Genomic DNA, 19,237 nt, shown 5'->3' with positions numbered 1-19,237 from the left:
CGTCAATCTGCACGTTTGTTTGTGCGGCGACCTACAGGTCGCCTCCGCACAAACGCTGGATTTCCTTGATATTGGCCAAAAATCCTCATTTCCGGCCGGGGAAGCGGCTCGTGCCTGGTAAGGAGCCTTTTGCGGATGGGGAAACGGGGCCTGCCGAGTGAAAAAACATTGCCGGATGGAGTAACAGCGCATTTTGGATGGAGAAGTCATTTCCACAGGGGGTAACCGGCCCTCAGCGAACAAAACAACCGTTTCCAAAGGGGAAACGGTTTGTCATCGGTGAAGAACCGGATGGACGGTGCTATGTTGGATCAGATCGCGAAATTTCTTTTCGAAGTGGGGATGCTTAAGAAGACCCCCCGAACCGGCTACCAGTTTCTCGGCTCCGGCAGGGAATCGGTGGCGGCACACTCTTTCCGCACGGTGGTGATCGGCTACGTGCTTGCCTCACGCACGCCCGGCGTCGACCTCAGCCGGGTGATCCAGCTGTGCCTCTTCCACGACCTGCCCGAGGCCCGCACGGGCGACCACAACTACGTCAACAAACGCTATGTGACGGTCGACGAGGTGCGCGCGCTCCAGGACCAGGTCGGCGGCCTACCGTTCGGCGCCGACATCCTCTCCCTCTTCAATGAATTCAACGAGGGAGCGACGATCGAGGCCCGGCTCGCGAAGGATGCCGATCAGCTGGACCTCATCCTGGAATTGAAGGCCTACAAGGACCTGGGAAACCCGCACGCCGAGGACTGGCTCTCGTTCGCCCTGCAGCGGCTCTCGACGGACGAGGCGCGGGCGCTGGCGCATGTCGTGCTCGAAACCGATTGGACCGACTGGTGGTTCGACAAGCAGACGGACTGGTGGGTCAACGGCCCGAACGGCCGCCGCGACGTTGAATAGGCATCGATTGTCCGCTCATGGGGCGGCATCCCCCATCCTCGAGTCCTGCACCATCCGTTCGAACTCCCCCAGGAACCCCTCGAAGACCTCGAAGGCCTCCCCCACGAAGGCCAGGCCGTCGAGGTCGATCCCCACACCCCGGAGCAGCGCGGCGGGCTCCGCGCTCCCGCCCGCTTCGAAAAGCCGGTTGAGCCTTGCGGCGAACCGCGCCCCTTCATCCAGATACCGCCGATAGAGAACCGCCGATATCAGCTGCCCGTACACATAGACCCAGCAGGTCAGCGGCCGATGGAAAAGGTGCGGGACGAGCACCCAGCCGTCCCGGTAGGCGCCGGGCATCTCTATGCCGTCCGCGTAAAGCCGGCTGTTTTCCTCCATCCAGGCCCCGCCGATGAAATCCGCATCGAGCGGGCTGACCCTCCGCCGCCGGTTCAGCGCCAGTTCGAAACGGGTCAGCACGCTTTGGCGCATAACCGTCGCAATGAAGCCCTCGATGCATGCGGCGGCAAGCTGCATGCCCACCTCCGCCGGCGCGCCTTCCACCGCCCACTGCCGGCAGGCGAGCAGCTCGAAGAGCGTCGCGGCGGCCTCCTCCACCACCCGCGACCCGTCGAAAACGAGGCCGCTCTGCCGGGCGGCAAGGGTATAGTGGACCGCATGTCCGATTTCGTGGGCGAGCGTCAGAAAATCCCGAAAGGAACCGGTGTAGGAGAGAAAGACATACGGCAGCCTCTGGGGCGGAGGTGCATGGCAGAAGGCGCCTCCCTGCTTCCCGGCCTTGGGCGCGGCATCTATCCGGCCATCGGTAAAAACCCGGCTCACGGCTTCGTGCCAGGCGGGTGCGACGGCGCCGGCCGTCCGTTCAAGCCGCCTCCTCGCCGCCCCGAAGGAAGCGCTGCAGGCTCCTCGGCCCCACGGGGCCGCGAGATCCTCCATCGCCAGCCGTGCGGATCCGAACGCTGCGGCCTTCAGGCGAAAATACCGAGTCGCCAGGGAATAGCGGGGTTCCACCAGGTCAAGGAGTTCGGAAATCTTCTTTGCCTCGAAGCCGCCGGCAAGCGCGGCTGCATCGAGCGGGGAGCCGAATCCGCGTGCAGAGGTGTCCAGGATCTCGTGGTGAGTCAAGGTGTCGAGGGCGAAGGCCATCTGAGGGATGCAGGGATCGAGCGCCTGATAGATTCCGTGGAAGGCCGCCTTCCGCCGACGCGCATCCGCCGCACCCAGACGCCCGAGGGCCTCGGGCAGGCCGATCGGCCTGCCGCCGCGCCGGGGCTCCCGAATCCGCAGGGCGCCGAGCGTCATGTCGTAGAAGAGGCGCCAGGCCTCCCGGGCCGTCAGGTCCCGGTCGAGAGCCAGATGCTCGGCCGCCTCCGGCAGAAAAGCAGGGGCCTGCCGGATGATACGCCGCAGGTAGGGGCCGTATCCACGGCAGGCGGGATGCGCGGCAAGATCCGCCAGGGTGCCGGGCCCCATCCGCGCCAGCTGCAGCGGGAAGAAAATCAGGAGTTTCTTCACCGCTCCGAGGATCCCGGAGGCACGTCCGTAAAGGGCGCGCGAGGCCTCCCCCTGGGTGTCGGCGGCCAACAGGAGCATCGCGTAACCCAGGGGCCGGAGGATCCTCTCCCGGCAGGCCTCGAAGGCCTCCAGAGCGCGGGCGGCCTCCGCCGGCTCGACGCAACGCTCCTGCACCCGCCCCTCCCACGAGTGACGGAACACCTCTGCCGCGACCAGGGCCTCCCCCAGGTCGCGTTCGATGGCCGGGTCCAAAGGACTGTCGTACAGGACGCTCAAATCCCAGCTCGGGGGCCCTGCCTCCCGATCACCCATACGCCCGTCCCGCGAAGGGCCCCGGGACGGCATGGGTTCTTCCACCCGAAGACCTGCCCGGCTGATGGAGTCTGCACTCTTCACACGTTGCATCCATGGTGCTCCATTCTGCGATTCCGGCCGCTCTGCAGCCGGATCCGGCAGGTCCCGGGGGAGGCCGCCTTCAGGGCGGCGCCTACATGGGGACGAAGTTGTTCGCCTCGAAGTACTCTTCCTTGAGGGATTCCAGCTCCTTTTCGAAGGCCCGGTAATGATCCTCTTCCCACTCGGCCAACTCCTGGTAAAAGGCCTTGACCTCCGGTTCTTCGGCTTCCTCGGCGCGTGCGCGGTAGAACCTCATCGCATCGAGTTCGAGCTTCAGACCGATGGTGAGCGCGCTGATCTCGAAATGGCTGTCTTTGATGCGCTTCCGAATCTCCCTGGTGAAGATGGGGTGCGCCGCATGCCGGTAGCTGTTGGTCGCGAGCGCCCGCTCGAGGTCGTAGGCGCCCTTCTCCACAAGGTTCTTGTACTGGTGCTGGAGATACTTGAAGTGCCCCATCTCCTCCTGGGCCATCCTCCTGAAGGTCTCCTTCCCCTGCGGATCGCTCGTCGCCTCGGCCGCATTCTTGTAGAAATAATGCCCCGCGAGCTCCGCCTGCATCGCCGTCTTCAGTCCCTGCAGCAGCTTCTTCTCCGTCTTCTCCATGCCCAACCTCCACCCTCTCGATGGTTGCCCCGCGCCCGGCCGCTGATGTCGAAGCCGGACAAGCGATCCGCATTCCGGCCGCGGCCCGCCCTTTCGACACAGGGGCATGCCACGGCGCCTCCGCGGCCCGGCGGCCTCAGCCTGAGCACATCGGCGCGGACGCCTATCCGGCTCCAGCCTGCAGCCTTGGTTCTCCGCGCTCTCGTGGTCTCAGGCCAAGCGCAGCGGCCGCACTCTCCGATCCGCGCCTCCCATTCTCAACCATAGACGCTACACCGCCTCAGGCGGACTGCATCGTGAACCGCCACTGGCAGAACATCGTTTCCGGATGCGGGTCGGGCGGCGCAAACAGGCATTCGACCCGGATGCGGTCATCCACCGCGTGCGCAAAGCTCTCGAACTCGCCCCGGTGCATCTCCTTGCAGACGTACTCCCCGAGTCCACGCTTCAGGCGCGCCTCCTGCGTCGGACACGAAGGAACGGAGATCAGGACCTCGTCCGGCCCCGCCTCGATCTCGTACCCCACCAGGATGCACCAGGGAAAGTACCGGAGGGCCTCTACGAAGCCCTCGAGGCCTTTCGCCCGGATGCCGAATCGCTGCACCAGGTCCTTGGCCGCCATGGCCGGCACCCTGCCCCACACCTGTTCGTTCAGCCTCTCGGCCGTCGGCTGCCCGAACCGCTCGGCCGCATAAATGAACCAGAAGGCGTCGATAACACGGTAATGCCAGAGCAGAAAGGCGATGTACTTCCGGAGATCCTCCGCCTCCATCTCCTCGAAGATGCGCAGATCCATGAATGGTGCCTCCACCGTCGAAAGGGTTTCCGCCCCGCTCGACACCTCGCGCCGGCCCTGCAGGCCGCCCCGCCGCTGTTTACTTCGAGCGGACGGGAGCCCGCCAACCGGGGCGCCCGGGTCCAGCCGGCCGCGGCTGCGGCGGGCCGGTCCATGCCTGAAGGAATCGCCCGAATATCTTTGCGGATAACGCTCCGGCGCATGCCGGGTCAAACACGCCCGGTTCGCGCCCAGAAGGGATCACCCGAACATCTTTTCAGGCGGCCTGCGCTCCGGGACGTAGCGGCGAGGCATGCGCTCCTCGTTCCAATCCTCCGACACGTACAGGTTGCAGTAGCAACTGCCGTACTCGGCCACATCTGCCTCCCGGTAGACGCAGGGGCAGAGGATGTCCTTGTCCTTCTCCCGGCTGCCCGAAGCGAGCCTGCACGGACAGCACATGTACCCGTAGCGGTCCTTGTTGACGAGCAGGGCGCCGAGGAGGTCCATCACCCGCTCCCTGTCCTTGTTGAAATAGTAGCCTTTCGGCTCCTGCACCTTTCGCAGCGTCTCGTAAAGCTTCTCGACTTCGTCCATTCTCGTTCGATCCCCTTCTAATGATGTTCGTGCTCCATCTCGGCGATCGGTTTTTCCGTGAAGAGATAATCCTTCAGTTCCTTGTCGAAGGCCGGGTCGATCCGCCGGATCCATTCCATCAGCATGGCGGCGTGCTCCTTCTCTTCGTCCCGATTGTGGGCCAGGATCGCCTTCAGGCCCTCGTCCTTGCAGACATCGACGCGCTGGTTGTACCAGTCGACAGCCTCCAGTTCCTCGATCAGAGAGATGATCGCGCGATGCATGTCTTTGGTTTCCTGCGATAATTCAGCTGTAGGCTCGTGGAGTCCCTCGTGGCCCATGATATCCTCCTTGTCTTGACAGGTTCGATTGCGTGGCCGCAGCCGGAGAACAGCCTCCGGCCGGTTCTGATGCTCTCACCTTATAAAGCGTTTGCACCCGGGGTCAATCCTTTTCTCGCCCTCGACCGCAGCACCGGCAGGTCTTCGGTCGATGAGGCAGGATGGAACGCGCCGGTATTGAACCAACCGTCGAAGAACCGCCGGCCGGCGCCCCCGGAGGCCGACCCGCCGCGCCCGCACCCCGAGGCGGAACGCCGGCCCCCGGCTTCCAGACCGGGGAGGCCCGACCGCGCTGCGGAATCGAGGCCGTGCGTGAGGATGGCCGGCCGGGAAAAAATCGCAGGAGCTTGACGCGGATGACGCTCTTCTGGTAACAGTCTCCCCCGTATTGTGCTCGAACAGGTTGGCGCCTGCGACGCCGGCCCGAGCCTTCATCCGGCCGTTTCGTCCTGAAGGTGCAGGGGCGGCGGACAACCCCCCCTTCTTGCTGAGAGGAAAAGTGCGATCATGGGAATCCGGCAGTCCATCGCGGAGTTGATGAACCAGACCGGCGTGCAGTTCGGGACCAGCGGGGTCCGCGGACTTGCCGCCGACATGACGGACGGCGTCTGCTACTGCTACACGGCCGCCTTTCTCCAATACCTCGAAGAATGCGGCGAATCTTGCCCCGGCGAGGCCGTCGCCCTCGGGGGCGACTTGCGTCCGAGCACCGGGCGCATCATGCGGGCCGCCGCCCGGGCGATCGCCGACAAGGGCTACCGGGTCGAGCACGCGGGAAAGCTCTCGAGCCCGGCCCTCGCCCTCCACGGCATCGAGGAGGGCATCCCGACCGTCATGGTCACCGGCAGCCACATCCCCGAGGACCGAAACGGGATCAAATACAACAAGAAAACGGGTGAGATTCTCAAGGCGGACGAGGCGGGGATCCGCCGGCAGGTGGTGGACCTCCCGGACAAACTCTTCGACGGCGCGGGAAGGCTCCTCGAACCGGCGGCGCTCCCCCCGCTCAGCGAGGCGGCCGGGGAGCGCTATATCCGGCGCTTCCTGGATTTCTTCCCGGCCGGCTGCTTGCAGGGGGCGCGGATCGGGGTCTACGGACATTCATCGGTCAGCCGGGAAACGATGGTGACGGTCCTCGGCCGCCTCGGCGCGGCCGTGACCCGCCTCGGGTTTTCGGAGCGCTTCATCCCGGTCGACACGGAGGCCCTGCGCCCCGAGGACGTAGCAGCCGCCGCGGAGTGGGCCCGGCAGGACCGCTTCGACGCCATCGTCTCGACCGACGGCGACGGGGACCGGCCCCTCATCGCCGACGAAGCCGGCCGCTGGCTCCGCGGGGACATCGCCGGCATCCTCTGCGCCGCCTATCTCGAGGCCGATGCGGTGGTCCTTCCGGTTTCATGCAACTCGGCCGTCGAGCGGTGCGGTTTTTTCGAGCGCGTCCACCGCACCCGCATCGGCTCGCCCTACGTCATCGAGGGGATGCTGCAGGCCGCAGCCGACGGCGCGCGCCGCGTGGTGGGCTACGAGGCGAACGGGGGGTTCATGACCGCCTCCCCGATCGCCAAGAACGGCCGGGTCCTGCCGCCCCTTCCCACCCGGGACGCCATCATCGTGCATCTCGCCCTTCTGATGGCAGCCCGGGAAGAGGGCGGACCGCTCAGTGCGCTGCTCGAAAAGCTCCCCCGGCGTTTCACCTTCAGCGACCGCCTCAAAGACTTTCCGTCCGAAACGAGCCGCCGGATACTGGAAGGACTCTCGACCGGCGGCCTCGAGCAGGACTTGAAGCGGCTCGCCGCCCTCTTCGGTCCCTCCTTCGGCCGTCCGGCCGCCTGCGACAGGATCGACGGGCTCCGCGTCACCTTCGAGGGCGGCGACGTGGTTCACCTCCGGCCCTCCGGGAATGCACCGGAGTTCCGCTGCTACACCGAGGCCGGGACCCCGGCGCGGGCAGAAGAGCTGAACCGCACTTGCCTGACGTTGATGGAATCCTGGCGCTGAATCCGCGGCCGGGCGGCTCACTCAGGCTGAATCCCTGACGGCAAGCCCTAACCGCGTGTTGCGGCAGGTTCCTCCCAAGGCCTCATCCCGCTGATCCGGACGGGTGGCTCGAAAAGCCGCCGCCTTGGTTCAGCTCGACGGGCCGCCCGCTTACGAGCCGAGGATCTCCTCGGGGATGTCTGCCAGGCGGGGATTGGCCGCGTCCTTCGGGGAAAGGAGCGGCTCGGCGACCGGCCAGGGGATGGCGAGGGCCGGGTCGGACCAGTGGATGCCGTATTCATCCCCGGGGGCATAGAAGTCGGTGCATTTGTAGACCACGTCGGCTGTTTCGCTCACCACGCAGAACCCGTGGGCGAACCCGGCCGGGATGAAGATCTGACGGTGGTTTTCGCTGGAAAGGACCGCCGAGACCCATTTCCCGAAGGTGGGGGAGCCGCGCCGGATGTCGACCGCCACATCGAAGACCTCCCCGCTGATGACGTAGACCAGCTTCGCCTGCGGATGCCGCAGCTGATAGTGGAGGCCGCGCAGGGTCCCCTTCCGCGAATGGGAGAAGTTGTCCTGGACGAACGTGCACGGGATGCCGCCCTGGTGGAAGGTCCTCTGGTGGTAGGTCTCCATGAAGTAGCCCCGCCCGTCCTCGAAGGCCTTCGGCTCGACGAAAACGACCCCCGGCAGCCCGGACTCAATAAAGTTCATCGGCATGACGGTCGTCCCCCTCTTCGAGGATATCGAGCAAATAGCGCCCGTACTCGGCCTGGTACATCTCGTCGGCGAGCCGCCGCAGCTGCCCCCGGTCGATGTAGCCGAGGCGGTAGGCGATCTCCTCGATGCAGGCGATCTTCAGCCCCTGCCGCTCCTGGATGGCCCGCACGAAGTGAATGGCGTGGTGCAGGGATTCATGGGTGCCGGTGTCGAGCCACGCATACCCGCGGCCCAGAAGCTCCACCCGCAGCTGCCCGCGCTCGAGGTAGGCGAGGTTCACGTCCGTGATCTCGAGCTCGCCCCGCGGCGACGGCTTCAGGCCTTCGGCGATCCCCACCACCCGGTTGTCGTAGAAATAGAGCCCGGGGACGGCATAGCGAGAGCGGGGCGACTCCGGCTTTTCCTGGATCCCGGTCACCCGCCCCTCCTGATCGAAGTCCACCACCCCGTAGCGCCGCGGGTCCTTCACGGCGTATCCGAAGATGATCCCCCCGCGCTCGAGCCCCCTACAGCGCTGCAGCAACTGTGAAAACCCGTGGCCGTGGAAGATGTTGTCGCCCAGGACGAGCGCCACGCTGTCCGCGCCGATGAACTCCCGGCCGATGAGGAAGGCCTGGGCCAACCCCTCCGGGCGCGGCTGCTCCGCGTAGGAAATCGAGATGTTCAGGTTCGATCCGTCCCCCAGAAGAAGCTCGAAGCGGGGCAGATCCTCGGGGGTCGAGATGATCAGGATCTCGCGGATCCCCGCCAGCATGAGGACCGACAAGGGATAGTAGATCATCGGTTTGTCGTAGACCGGTATGAGCTGCTTGCTCAGCACGCGCGTTATGGGGTAGAGCCGGGTGCCGGACCCGCCCGCCAGAATGATGCCTTTCATTGGATGCTCCTGTTGAGATGTGCAGCCCTGGTGCATGTGCCGACATCAGGGTCCTGGTTCGCTTCCGTCAGGGTACGAGGGTCTTGCTTTCGCATCGAGGAGATCAAGCATGTGGGCGGAGGCAGCCTCCTTAGCCGCGCCGCCGGCCAAAATGCAGCGCGACGCCGGGATTGGCCCGAAAGACCGTCGCCGGGTGGACAGGCGGTTCCTGCCGGGCAAAAACCCTTTCCGAACTGGAAACCGGGATGCGCCCGACGACCCGCTGCAGCCCCTTCGGCGGGGACCGCATCAGCCGTATTGGGCCGAGACCCACCGTCGGTACTCCCCGCTCCGGACGCAGTGGATCCAGTTGCTGTGCTCGAGGTACCAGCGCACCGTCTTGCGGAGGCCCGTATCGAGGGACTCCTCGGGTCCCCAGCCGAGTTCGGTCCGAAGCCGCGTGAAGTCCATGGCGTAGCGGAGGTCGTGCCCGGGCCGGTCCTTCACGAAACGGATCAGGCTCCGGTAAGGGACCCCGTTTCCCTGCGGCCGCTCCTCCTCCAGGATGTCGCAGATCCGCTCGACCAGGGCGAGGTTTTTCATCTCCTGGTTGCCGCCGATGTTGTAGGTGGCCCCGCGGCGCCCCTCCTTCATGATGGCCCAGATCGCCCGGCAGTGGTCGCGCACGTAGAGCCAGTCGCGGACCTGGCGGCCGTCGCCGTAAATGGGCAGCGGCCGTCCTTCGCAGGCGTTCAGGACCATCAGGGGGATGAGCTTCTCCGGAAACTGGTAGGGGCCGTAGTTGTTCGAGCAGTTCGAAAGGGTCACCGGCAGCCCGTAGGTCGTGTGGTAGGCGCGCACCAGGTGATCGGAGGATGCCTTCGAGGCCGAATACGGGCTGCTCGGACAGTAGGGGGTGCTCTCCGTGAAGGCCCCCTCGCGGCCGAGGCTCCCGTAGACCTCGTCGGTGCTGATGTGATGGAACAGGCGCACCTGCCCGCTGTGGGCCCGGGCCTGTTCGAGCAGGGTGAAGGTCCCCACGATGTTGGTGCGGATGAAGGCGTCCGGCGCCACGATGGACCGATCGACATGGGACTCCGCGGCGAAGTGGCAGACGCAGTCGATCCCGTGGTCGGAAAAGACCGACTCGATGAAGGGTCCGTCGCAGATGTCTCCCTGCTCGAAGACGTAGCGCCCGGGGAAGCGCTCCTCGAGGCCCGCGAGGTTCTCCGGGTTCCCGGCGTAGGTCAGCTTGTCGACGTTGACGATGCGCCCCGTAAAGTCCGATTCCTCCAGCAGATAACGGACGAAATTGCTGCCGATGAAGCCGCAGCCGCCCGTGACGAGCATATTCCTCATGCGTTGACCTCTTCCAGCAAAGCCCTGCCGTTCAGGGCGACGAATTCTTCGAGCGCCTCTTCCCAGGGGCGCATGACATCGAGCCCCTCCTCCTTGAGGCGCCGGTTTTCCAGGATGGAGTTGCGGGGGCGCACCGCCGCCGTCGGATACTCGCTCGTGCTGCAGGGCGCCAGCCGGTGCGGCAAGGCCATGAGTTCGAGAAAGCGGCGCGCCAGGTCGTACCAGGTGCAGAAGCCCTCCCCGCAGGCGTGGAAGGTGCCGCACACCCCGGCCTCCATGACGCGGGCGATCTGCCGGGCCAGGTCCCGGGACCAGGTCGGGCAGCCGTATTGGTCGTTCACCACCCGGATGACGCGCTCCGGATCGGAGACCGCCAGGCGCAGCATGGTCTTCAGGAAGTTGTGGCCGCCCGCTCCGTAGAGCCAGGCGGTTCGAAGAATCGCGTGCCGCTCGGCGATTTCACGCACCGCCATCTCCCCCGCGAGTTTGCTCTGCCCGTAGACCGAGAGCGGCCCGGGGGCGTCTTCCTCCGTGTAGGGTTCGGGCGGAACACGCCGGCCGTCGAAGACGTAGTCCGTCGAGACATGGACCAGCAGCGCCCCGTGTGTCGCGCCCGCCTCGGCGAGGTTCCGGGGCCCGAGGGCATTGACCCGCCAGGCCTCCGCGCGGTCGGTCTCGCACTGATCCACCTTCGTGTAGGCGGCGCAATTGAGGATCACGTCCGGGCGAAGGGCCTCGACCGCCTCCAGGACCGCTTCACGGTCGGCGATGTCGAGCGTCTTCGATCCCGGCGCCGACACCCGCCACGCCGCCTCCAGGACCGCCGCGCAGTCGCGCCCGAGCTGCCCTGCACCCCCGCAGATGAGGACCTGTTTTTTCATGGATGCCCCTTTACCTTCACTTGGCCGGCCCCCGTTCGCGAACGGACCCCTGCGCCGGCCCGCCCCCCGGCATGGTGATGATCACACGCGTGCCTTTCCCCTCATGGCTCTCCAGTTCGAGCGTCCCACCGTGGTCGGTCACGACCCGGTACACCTTCGCGAGCCCCATGCCGACGGCATCGGGGCGGGTCGAGAAAAAGGGGTCGAGCACATAGGGCAGGTCCGATTCAGGGATCCCGACGCCGCTGTCCGCCACCTCGAGCCGCCATCCGCCTGCGGCGCCGGCCCCGGAAAGGCTGAGGCCGATCGTGCCCTCGCCCCCCTTGAGCGCCTGCAGGCTGTTCAGGAGCAGCTCCCTCAGTCCGCCGCGGAAGAGCGACGGATCCAGGCGCACCTCCACCGGATCGAGTTCCATCTCCCACTTCACCCGCTCGAGCGACCCGCGCTGCTCCAGCCGAAAGGCCTCGACGGCGGCCCGGATCGCCTCGTCGAGCCTGACGGTCTGCAGGCGCGGCTCGAAGGAATCCGCGTATGCTTTGACGCTTTCGACGATCTTCTCGAGTCGCGCCGCCCCCTCCAGGATGAACTGCAGGTAGCGGGCCTCCGTCGTGTCCTCGGACGCCTTCTTTTTCAGCCGCTGGGCGAACCCGCCGATCGACATGACCGGATTGCGGATCTGATGCGCGACGGCCAGGGCCAAATAGCGCAGGCTCTCCACCCGTTCGGCCTGGATGCGGTTCTTGTCTTCCAGGATGGTCTTTTCCCGTTCATAGAGCGCGTGGAGTTCGGTCAGATCCTCCAGCAGAACGACGACCCCTTCCACGTTGCCGTCTTCGCTCACATAGGACGTCGTCAGGAGCAGCCGAAGGGTCATCCCGTCCGGCCGGACATAATAGACCGTCCGGCGCAGATGCACACGCGCCTGCCCGACCGCATCCAGCATGACCTGGTTGAAGTCGTCGTTGGCCGGGTTCTGGAAAAAGAGCTCCCCCCAGCCCTTTCCGAGCATCTCCTGCACCGGATACCCGAGGAGCCTGCCGGCCACGGGATTGGCGATAGTCATCTCGCCCTTTCCGCTGATGACGACCAGACCTACGGGAAGACCGGTGATGATATTCTCGACGATGATCTCTTTGATAGGCTCATCTCCCCGAGGCGCACGGCCTCCGGCCTGCGCCCGGCGGCTGCCGGCTCGGCCCGGCGCACCGCTCGGGAGCATCTCAGAAAACGCCATGGGAGTCAATGACCGTCTGCCCGGGCGGTTGGGCGAAAGGCCTTTCCAGACCGGCAGGTTCCCTACTCGGACGGCTGATGGGCCTCCCTCAGAAGGTCCGTCACCGTCTTGACCGGGTTGAAGGTGACAAGCGGGACCTCTATGAAGACCGTGTGCCACCAGGCCATCCCGCCGTTCCAGAGCCCCGGGAGCTCGAGGGCCTTCAAGTCCCTCCCGCCCATCGATTTGCGCGTGATGATCACCGCCTCGGGGTCCACGAAGCGGCTGAGGTCGAAGGGGCGTCCGTCGAGGCCCCTGGTCGCGCAGACGATGTCGACCGGATTGAAATGGGTGGAAGAACGCCATCGCTCCTGCTGGGAGGCGGCCTCGAGATCGACCTGGGCCTTTTCGACGATCTGCCGGCTGATCCTGCCGCTCTTTCCTTTCACCCAGAACGGTCCGCCGCCGGGCTCGCCGGCGTTCTCCACCATGCCGCAGACGCGCAGAGGGCGCTCCAGGAGTTCGACCAGCCGCCCGCGCCAGACCTCGCCGGAAGCCCCCTTCCGTTCGGCCTCGACATCGACCCCGAGCTCGTCCCGCAGGAAGGCGGCCGCATCCTCCTCTGCACGCTCATCCGGCGCACCCCTTTCGAGGGCGTCCAGGCGTGAGAAGACCTTCGCCTGGAGGTCCAGCAGGAATCCGGCCAGGATCTTTTTCCAGCGGATGGCCGGCGGCTTCAAGCGGTCGACCGCCACGTTGTCGATGTTCTTGACGAAGATCAGGTCCGCGTCGATGCCGCCGAGGTTCCGGATGAGCGCGCCGTGGCCTCCGGGCCTGAAAAGGAGGTCTCCTTCCTCCGTCCGGAAGGGCTCGTTCTCCAGATCGACGGCGATCGTGTCCGTCGAGGGGTCCTGAAAAGAGAACTCCACGGCGTAGGAGGCCCCGTACGCGGACTCGAAGGCGGGCTTCGCCTCGGTGAAACGCCGCTCGAATCCTGAAAGGTGCTCCTCCGAGACCGTGAAATGCAGCCTGCAGACCCCGTCGCCCGAGCGGTCGTAACCCTCCGCCTCCACGAGGTGCTCCTCGAACGCGGTCCGCGGCCTTTCGGGGTAGGCGTGAAAAAGCAGAAGGCCCTTCGGCAGCGACGCGTAGTCCAGCCCCTGGTCAGTCAGGAGATAGTCGAGGATGTCGGTGAAATCCCCGGCCTCGATCCCCTCCTCGATCGACAGTCCGCCGGCGGCCATCCGGTCCCTGAGATCCGCGAAAAACGCGAAGCGGCGGATCCCCTCCATGAACTGGATGCCTGCCCGCGCCGCCCCGTCCCCTTCTTCCGCCAGCACCCGCACCCGGTCCATCCGAACCGGCTCGACCTCTTTGCGGATCTTCAAGAGATCCCGGAACATGCGGCTCGCGGCCCCCGAGGCGGGGACGAACTTGACGAGTCTGCGCCCCCGCGCACGGCCTTCGAAGATCTGCAAACAGCGCTCCTGGTGGTCCTCCGTCAGCCGCACGATCCCGTCGCCGACCGTGCACGGGCGGACGAGATCCAGAAACGGCGCGCCCTTTCGAAAGCGCTCGATCTGTGATTCGACCTCCTCCGGTTGCATGCCTCTTGCGCGAAGCGCCTCGATATCTCCCGGTTTCACTTCCATCTCCTGCCAAAAGCTCGTTCGACACTGAAACGCCCTGTCATTTCATTAGGTTGCTCAGAAAAAAATTGACAAGGCAGTTCGTGTTAGTTTACGTTAGTTTTGTAGTCAATCGATGAACAGGCGGCATCGCAAGCCTCGGCTTCCATTCCGCCTCGGAACCGGCCATCGAGCGCCGTACCGGGGGCGCGATTCGACCGCCCGCGGGGCAGCAGACGCCTGTGAGCCACCGCGCGGGTGCCTCGATGAACGCGAGGCGCCGATCCGGAAGGGACTGCAGGCGGCCGTCCGCCAGACGCCCGGCATCGACCTCGATATCGGCTGTATGAGGCCCATGCCTATCGGCGGCCGGGCAATGTTCATCCAGCATACCTCAACGCAGAGGAATATACAAGCTATGGGCCTTTTCGATGAATCGTTCTCATCGATTGAAGTGGCCGCCATCCTGGGTATTCACAGGGTTACGGTTGCCTCGTGGATCAAACAGGGCGCGCTCGAAGCGGCACGCACCCCCGGGGGCCGTTATCTCGTCAGCCGCAATGCCCTTCGCCGCTTCCTGACGGAGCGCGGCATGGCGATACCCGCATCGCTCGGCCCGATCAGAAAGAAGACGGTCGTGGCAGTCGATGACGACCCCAAGATTCTGGAGGTTCTGAAGGGCTATTTCACGGAAGTCCCCCTGGAACCCGACTGGACGCTGCAGACCTTTCTCGATCCGCTCGAAGCCGCACTGTTCATCGGGTCGTCCAAGCCGGACCTGGTCCTGCTCGATATCGTCATGCCGAACATGGACGGCCATCAACTGGCCCGAAAGATCAAAGAAACCAGCCCTGAAACGAAGATCGTCGTAATCACAGGCCACGCCACGTCCTCCCACATGGAAAAGCTCGAAAAAGCGCCCATCGACGGCGTCCTGCAGAAGCCCTTCAACCTGAAGGAGTTTCGTGGCGTCCTGGAAAAAAACCTTTCGGCGGCGTAGAAGAGGGGGCGGAAGAAACGGAAATGCGCACAATCCTGGTAGTGGATAACGACAAGCACATCCTGACCTTCATGACGGAGTTCCTGCAGAAGCAGGGCCATGAGGTCCTGACCGCCGAAGACGGCCTGTCGGCCCTCGACCTGCTGCGGGAGCAAAGCCCGGACATCATCTTCACCGACCTCGTCATGCCGAACATCTCGGGCGAGACGCTCTGCCGGATCATCCGCGGGATGCCCCACCTCGAAAACGCCTACCTGGTCGTCCTTTCCGATGTCGCCGCCGAACAGCGCGACCATCCCCTGCAGCTCGACATCGACGCCCAGATCGCCAAGACGCCGCTCGATGAACTGGCGCGCAGCCTCTCATCCGTGCTGGATGCCGCCCTCTCCGAGCCCCGCCGGAGCTGCCCGGAGAGGGTCCTCGGCATCGACGGCATCTACTCACGGGGGGTCACCCGGGAACTGCTCGCCTTCAAGGAGCATTTCGAACAGATTCTGGCCAATATGTCCGAGGCCGTCTTCGAAGTCACGACCGACAGGCGGATCGTCTATGTCAATCCAGCCGCCCTGTCCATATCCGGGAACGCGGAGGACCGCCTGCTCGGCGGGAGGATGGAGGACCTCTTCGTCCAGCGTGAACGGGGCGCCATCCGCAAACTCCTCGACAGCGCACTCGCCTCCCGCATCCCCATCCAGCGGGCAGGCCCCTATTCCATCAACCGGCACAAAACGCTTCTGAGTTTTTCCCCCCTGCCGAGATCGGCCAAAAAGTGGGTGGCCATCCTGAACGATGTGACAGATGAGGTCGAACTGCAGGCACAGCTCCTGTCCGCGCAGCGGATGGAAGCCGTCGGCACCCTCGCGGCCGGCATCGCGCACGACTTCAACAATCTTCTGATGAATATCCAGGGCAACGTCTCCCTGATGCTCTGGGCGCTTTCGGAGGACCATCCCCATTACGAGCGGTTGAGGAAGATCGAAAAGCAGGTCCGGAACGGCTCCCGGCTCACCTCCCAGCTCTTGGGCTATGCCCGGAAAGGTCGCTACGATGTCCGCCCGACCGACCTGAACCCTTTGATCCGTGAATCCGCCGACACCCTCGTCAAGACGCGCAAACAGCTCACCTTCAGGGGCGAGTTCGCCGCGGACCTCCTCCAGGTGGAGGCGGATCAAAGCCAGATGCAGCAGCTTTTCCTGAACCTGTTCGTCAACGCGGCCGATGCCATGCCGCAGGGGGGGGAGCTCCTGGTCCAGACCCGCAACACCATGCGGGCCGAGGTCATGAGCCCGACCTTCGACGCCCCCGAGGAACGCTACGTCACGGTTTCCGTGCGAGACACCGGCTGCGGGATGGCCCCGGAAACCATCGAGCGGGTCTTCGAACCCTTCTTCACCACCAAGGAGGCCGGAAAGGGAACCGGCCTCGGTCTGACCTCCGTTTACGGGATTGTCAAAGGGCATGCCGGACACATCGAGGTTCAATCGGAACTCGGCCGTGGGAGCGTCTTCACCATCCACCTGCCGGCAGGCAAGCCCCGGAACGAAGTGCTCGAGGAGGCGGAAGAAGAAGCGTCTCACATCGCCCAGGCAGGGGATTTCAGCGGCCGGGAAGGCATCCTGCTGATCGACGACGAGAAGCGGATCCGCGATGTGGGGCGGGAGCTGCTGGAGGCGCTCGGATACCGGGTCCTTACGGCCGGAAGCGGGGATGAAGCCCTCGAACTCTTCGCCGAGCGCCGTGCCGAAATCGACCTCGTCCTTCTCGATATGATCATGCCAGGCATGAGCGGCGGTGAGATCTTCGACCAACTGAAAGAACGCTATCCGGACGTGCGCGTGCTGCTTTCGAGCGGCTACAGCCTGGACGGAGAGGCCGGCCGGATCATGGAGCGCGGCTGCAACGGTTTCATCCAGAAGCCCTTCCGGATGCGCGAGCTTTCCAGCAAGATCCGTGAAGTCCTGAACTGAATGTCACTCACAACTTCCGGTCCTTCTGCTCACCGGAGCCAGGCAGGTCGGGAAGGCCACTTTGCTGATCCGCTGATCGTTCCCGCTCTCACCGCTTCTCGAGCCGCTCGGTCCTCGGGAGGATGATGGTGAAGGCCGAGCCCTTCCCAAGTTCGCTTTCGGCCTTCACGCGGCCGCCGTGCGCCTCGACGATCGATTTGGCGCTCGCCAGCCCTAGCCCGACCCCCTCCTGCTTCCCCTCGACCTTCTTCCCGCGGTAGAAGGCCTCGAAGATGAACGGGAGATCCTCCGCCGCGATCCCGGGGCCCTGGTCCTCGATCCGGACGGAGATCTCCTTCTCCCCCAGATCCGGCACAATGCGGATGACATCCCCCTTTTTCGAGAACTTGAAGGCATTGTCCAGGATGTTGGTGAAGGCACGGCGCAGGCGGTTGGGGTCGGCCAGGATCACCGGCAGGATGATGTCGCTCCGGAACTCGAGCTCGATCCCGGATTGCATGGCCCTCGACTGATACGCCTCGAAAAGCTCCATGAGCTCCTTGTCGAGAGAGACGGCCTGCAGGTTCAGCTTCAGTTTGCCGGTCTGCAGGCGCGCGAACTCGAGGAAGTCGTTGATCAGGAAATCGAGCTTCCCGGTCTCCTTCTGGATGATTTCGAGGTATTTCGCCTTCGTTTCGTCGTCAAGATCCACGGCCTTTTTGAGCAACCGCAGCACAAAGCCGCCGATGATCGTCAGGGACGACTTCATGTCGTGGGCGAACATGGAGATGATGTTGTCCTTCTCGCGCTCCATGGCCCTCACCACAGTCATGTCCTGGAAGGCCTCCACACCTCCCATCAGCTTGCCGTCCTGGTCCGTCAGCGCCGAGGTGTGGATCCTGACAGGGATCGTCTCGCCCGTCTTCTTCCGGATCGTGGTCTCGATCCACACGATGGGCGCGCGTTCGTGAATCGACTTTTTCAGAGGGCATTCGGAGCCGCACCGCCCCCCTCGGAGCACCTCCCCGCACTGGCGGCCGAGCACCTCCTCCTCGGTGTAGCCCGTTAGGGTCTGCGCCCACGGGTTGAAGCTCGTGATCCTCATATCCCGATCGACCGTAAGGATGCCGACCGGCAGGCTGTCCATCACGAAGCTGTAGAACGTGACATCGCAGAAATTCCGGAGGCTCGCGATGTCCTGCACCTCTCCCTCCATCGGCCCCTGCTCCATCGGTTATTTTCCTCCATTCCGGCATCTATGGATGCGCCCGCCCCCTCCCACCGTCCAAAGCGAGGGTGGCGCGTCCGGCGCCCATCTCTACCCGCCCTGGCGGGCGCCTCAGGCCAGGGCGCCCTGAAGGATCTCGAGGCAGGAATCGTGGACCGCGCCGTTCGATGCCAGGCAGCCCGGCTCCCCCACCTGGAAGGGTTCCCCCTGCAACGTACTGCAGCACCCGCCGGCCTCCGACACGAGCAGGATGCCGGCCGCCGTGTCCCAGGGCTTCAACCCGGCCTGGAAATACCCGTCCAGCCATCCGGCGGCGACATAGGCGAGCGCCAGGCACGCAGAGCCCATGACGCGCAGCCCTCCGCAGCACGTGAGCAGCTTCCCCGCGCACCCGGCGATCCTGCCGCGCATCTCGTCGCTGTGCCCCCAGTCGAACCCGATGAGGGCCTCATCCAGGGTCGGCACGGCGCTCACCTGGATCGGCTCGTTGTTGAGCCGCGCCCCGCCGCCCCTGTGCGCAACAAAGGTGTGGTTGCGCAGGGGGTCGTGCACCACCCCGAGAAGCGGCCGGCCGCGCTGAAGCACGCCGATCGAGACGGCAAACACCGGGTGGCGGTGGACGTAGTTGGTCGTGCCGTCCAGCGGGTCGATGACCCAGGTGTATTCGCCTGCGGCCGCGTCCGGGCCGCCGGCCTCCTCCGCCAAAATCGCATGGCCGGGGAAGCGCCGCGTGATCAGCTCGATGATCTGCGCCTCCGCCGCGGTGTCCGCATCGCTCACCAGGTCTCGGAATCCCTTTAGGGCAAAGCGCCGCTCCGATGGATACCGCTCGGCGATGAGCCGCCCCGCCCGCTGCGCCGCCTCGATCGCTGTCTTCAGCATGGCCTGCCCCCGGTTCGAAGATGTCGTGGGTCGGTTCCGGTCCGATCTCCTTTTGAAAATAAGTCGGTTACAGCGCTGCGCAACCCCTCTGTGCAGGCCGGGGCGGACAGGCAGGCCCCCTCCCCCGGCCGCCATGCCGGGGGCAGCGAACCCGCCCGTGGCCCGCTGCGCCTTCATGAAACGACTCAATCTCCATCCGGAAATGATTTTCCGGTAGAACTCAGTTTCCAATCCGGAAATGATTTCCCGGTAGAACTCAGTTTCCAATCCGGAAATGATTTTCCGTTAGAACTCGGTTTCCAATCCGGAAATGAGGATTTTTGGCCAATATCAAGGAAATCAAGCGTTTGCGCGGAGGCGACCTGCAGGTCGCCGCACAAGCAAACGTGCAGATTGACGCCGAGATGGGCCAAAAAGACCATTTCCGGATGGAAATC

Annotated in this window: 18 protein-coding genes; 5 read left to right on the top strand and 13 right to left on the bottom strand. The window is 64.9% G+C overall.

Annotated elements, in window-relative coordinates; genetic code table 11:
• The first annotated feature begins 303 nt into the window (after positions 1–303).
• The gene (locus H567_RS0119360; RefSeq protein ID WP_051185143.1) at positions 304–897 is read left to right on the top strand and encodes an HD domain-containing protein; all 594 of its coding nucleotides are present in this window, start codon (positions 304–306) and stop codon (positions 895–897) included.
• A 15-nt stretch (positions 898–912) separates the two neighbouring features.
• On the opposite strand, the gene H567_RS0119355 is transcribed toward H567_RS0119360, so the two are convergent.
• The 5 genes from H567_RS0119355 to H567_RS0119335 form a co-directional block, all read right to left on the bottom strand.
• The gene (locus H567_RS0119355) at positions 913–2,817 is read right to left on the bottom strand and encodes a M3 family metallopeptidase (protein ID WP_035255358.1); all 1,905 of its coding nucleotides are present in this window, start codon (positions 2,815–2,817) and stop codon (positions 913–915) included.
• An 82-nt stretch (positions 2,818–2,899) separates the two neighbouring features.
• Positions 2,900–3,412, bottom strand: coding sequence for a ferritin family protein (locus H567_RS0119350; protein ID WP_028322653.1), 513 nt, complete (start codon positions 3,410–3,412; stop codon positions 2,900–2,902).
• Between the two features lie 280 nt (positions 3,413–3,692).
• Positions 3,693–4,208, bottom strand: a complete 516-nt coding sequence (locus H567_RS0119345) for a DUF6125 family protein (protein WP_028322652.1) — start codon at positions 4,206–4,208, stop codon at positions 3,693–3,695.
• Between the two features lie 240 nt (positions 4,209–4,448).
• Positions 4,449–4,784, bottom strand: a complete 336-nt coding sequence (locus H567_RS0119340; RefSeq protein WP_028322651.1) for a ferredoxin-thioredoxin reductase catalytic domain-containing protein — start codon at positions 4,782–4,784, stop codon at positions 4,449–4,451.
• Between the two features lie 17 nt (positions 4,785–4,801).
• Positions 4,802–5,104, bottom strand: a complete 303-nt coding sequence (locus tag H567_RS0119335; protein WP_028322650.1) for an encapsulin-associated ferritin-like protein — start codon at positions 5,102–5,104, stop codon at positions 4,802–4,804.
• On the opposite strand from H567_RS0119335, the gene H567_RS28765 reads away from it, so the two are divergent.
• Positions 5,096–5,455: a hypothetical protein gene (locus H567_RS28765; RefSeq protein ID WP_153306281.1), complete on the top strand. Its 360-nt coding sequence runs from the start codon at positions 5,096–5,098 to the stop codon at positions 5,453–5,455. The two genes, H567_RS0119335 and H567_RS28765, sit on opposite strands and share 9 nt — an antisense overlap.
• A 156-nt stretch (positions 5,456–5,611) precedes the next feature.
• Entirely contained in the window at positions 5,612–7,102 is a 1,491-nt protein-coding gene (locus H567_RS0119325; RefSeq protein ID WP_035255357.1) for a phosphomannomutase, read from the top strand.
• Positions 7,103–7,252: 150 nt separating this feature from the next.
• On the opposite strand, the gene rfbC is transcribed toward H567_RS0119325, so the two are convergent.
• The 6 genes from rfbC to H567_RS0119290 all read right to left on the bottom strand — a co-directional run bounded on the left by rfbC (position 7,253) and on the right by H567_RS0119290 (position 13,762).
• On the bottom strand, positions 7,253–7,801 hold the full coding sequence (rfbC, locus tag H567_RS0119320) for a dTDP-4-dehydrorhamnose 3,5-epimerase (protein ID WP_028322647.1): 549 nt from the start codon (positions 7,799–7,801) through the stop codon (positions 7,253–7,255).
• On the bottom strand, positions 7,788–8,684 hold the full coding sequence (gene rfbA, locus H567_RS0119315) for a glucose-1-phosphate thymidylyltransferase RfbA (protein WP_028322646.1): 897 nt from the start codon (positions 8,682–8,684) through the stop codon (positions 7,788–7,790). Before rfbA ends, rfbC begins: the two co-directional genes overlap by 14 nt.
• A 288-nt stretch (positions 8,685–8,972) precedes the next feature.
• A complete protein-coding gene (gene rfbB, locus H567_RS0119305) occupies positions 8,973–10,022 on the bottom strand; it encodes a dTDP-glucose 4,6-dehydratase (RefSeq protein WP_028322645.1) in 1,050 nt (349 codons plus the stop codon).
• Positions 10,019–10,903 (bottom strand): dTDP-4-dehydrorhamnose reductase, encoded by an 885-nt coding sequence (gene rfbD / locus H567_RS0119300; RefSeq protein WP_028322644.1) that lies wholly within the window; start codon positions 10,901–10,903, stop codon positions 10,019–10,021. The genes rfbB and rfbD overlap by 4 nt, the downstream gene beginning before the upstream one ends.
• 16 nt (positions 10,904–10,919) lie before the next feature.
• Positions 10,920–12,137: a two-component system sensor histidine kinase NtrB gene (locus H567_RS26140; protein ID WP_051185142.1), complete on the bottom strand. Its 1,218-nt coding sequence runs from the start codon at positions 12,135–12,137 to the stop codon at positions 10,920–10,922.
• Between the two features lie 62 nt (positions 12,138–12,199).
• Entirely contained in the window at positions 12,200–13,762 is a 1,563-nt protein-coding gene (locus H567_RS0119290; protein WP_208598432.1) for a DUF4301 family protein, read from the bottom strand.
• Between the two features lie 118 nt (positions 13,763–13,880).
• On the opposite strand from H567_RS0119290, the gene H567_RS0119285 reads away from it, so the two are divergent.
• Positions 13,881–14,744 (top strand): response regulator, encoded by an 864-nt coding sequence (locus H567_RS0119285; RefSeq protein ID WP_084517597.1) that lies wholly within the window; start codon positions 13,881–13,883, stop codon positions 14,742–14,744.
• Between the two features lie 23 nt (positions 14,745–14,767).
• On the top strand, positions 14,768–16,711 hold the full coding sequence (locus tag H567_RS27525; protein ID WP_051185141.1) for an ATP-binding response regulator: 1,944 nt from the start codon (positions 14,768–14,770) through the stop codon (positions 16,709–16,711).
• 88 nt (positions 16,712–16,799) lie between these two features.
• Here H567_RS27525 and H567_RS0119275 read toward each other — a convergent pair whose 3' ends face one another.
• A complete protein-coding gene (locus H567_RS0119275) occupies positions 16,800–17,921 on the bottom strand; it encodes a PAS domain-containing sensor histidine kinase (protein ID WP_028322641.1) in 1,122 nt (373 codons plus the stop codon).
• Between the two features lie 108 nt (positions 17,922–18,029).
• Positions 18,030–18,800, bottom strand: coding sequence for an inositol monophosphatase family protein (locus tag H567_RS0119270; protein WP_028322640.1), 771 nt, complete (start codon positions 18,798–18,800; stop codon positions 18,030–18,032).
• Positions 18,801–19,237 lie beyond the last annotated feature (437 nt).

Source organism: Desulfatiglans anilini DSM 4660 (genome assembly GCF_000422285.1).
Taxonomy (GTDB): domain Bacteria; phylum Desulfobacterota; class DSM-4660; order Desulfatiglandales; family Desulfatiglandaceae; genus Desulfatiglans; species Desulfatiglans anilini.
This window is presented reverse-complemented; position numbering and strand designations above follow the sequence as displayed.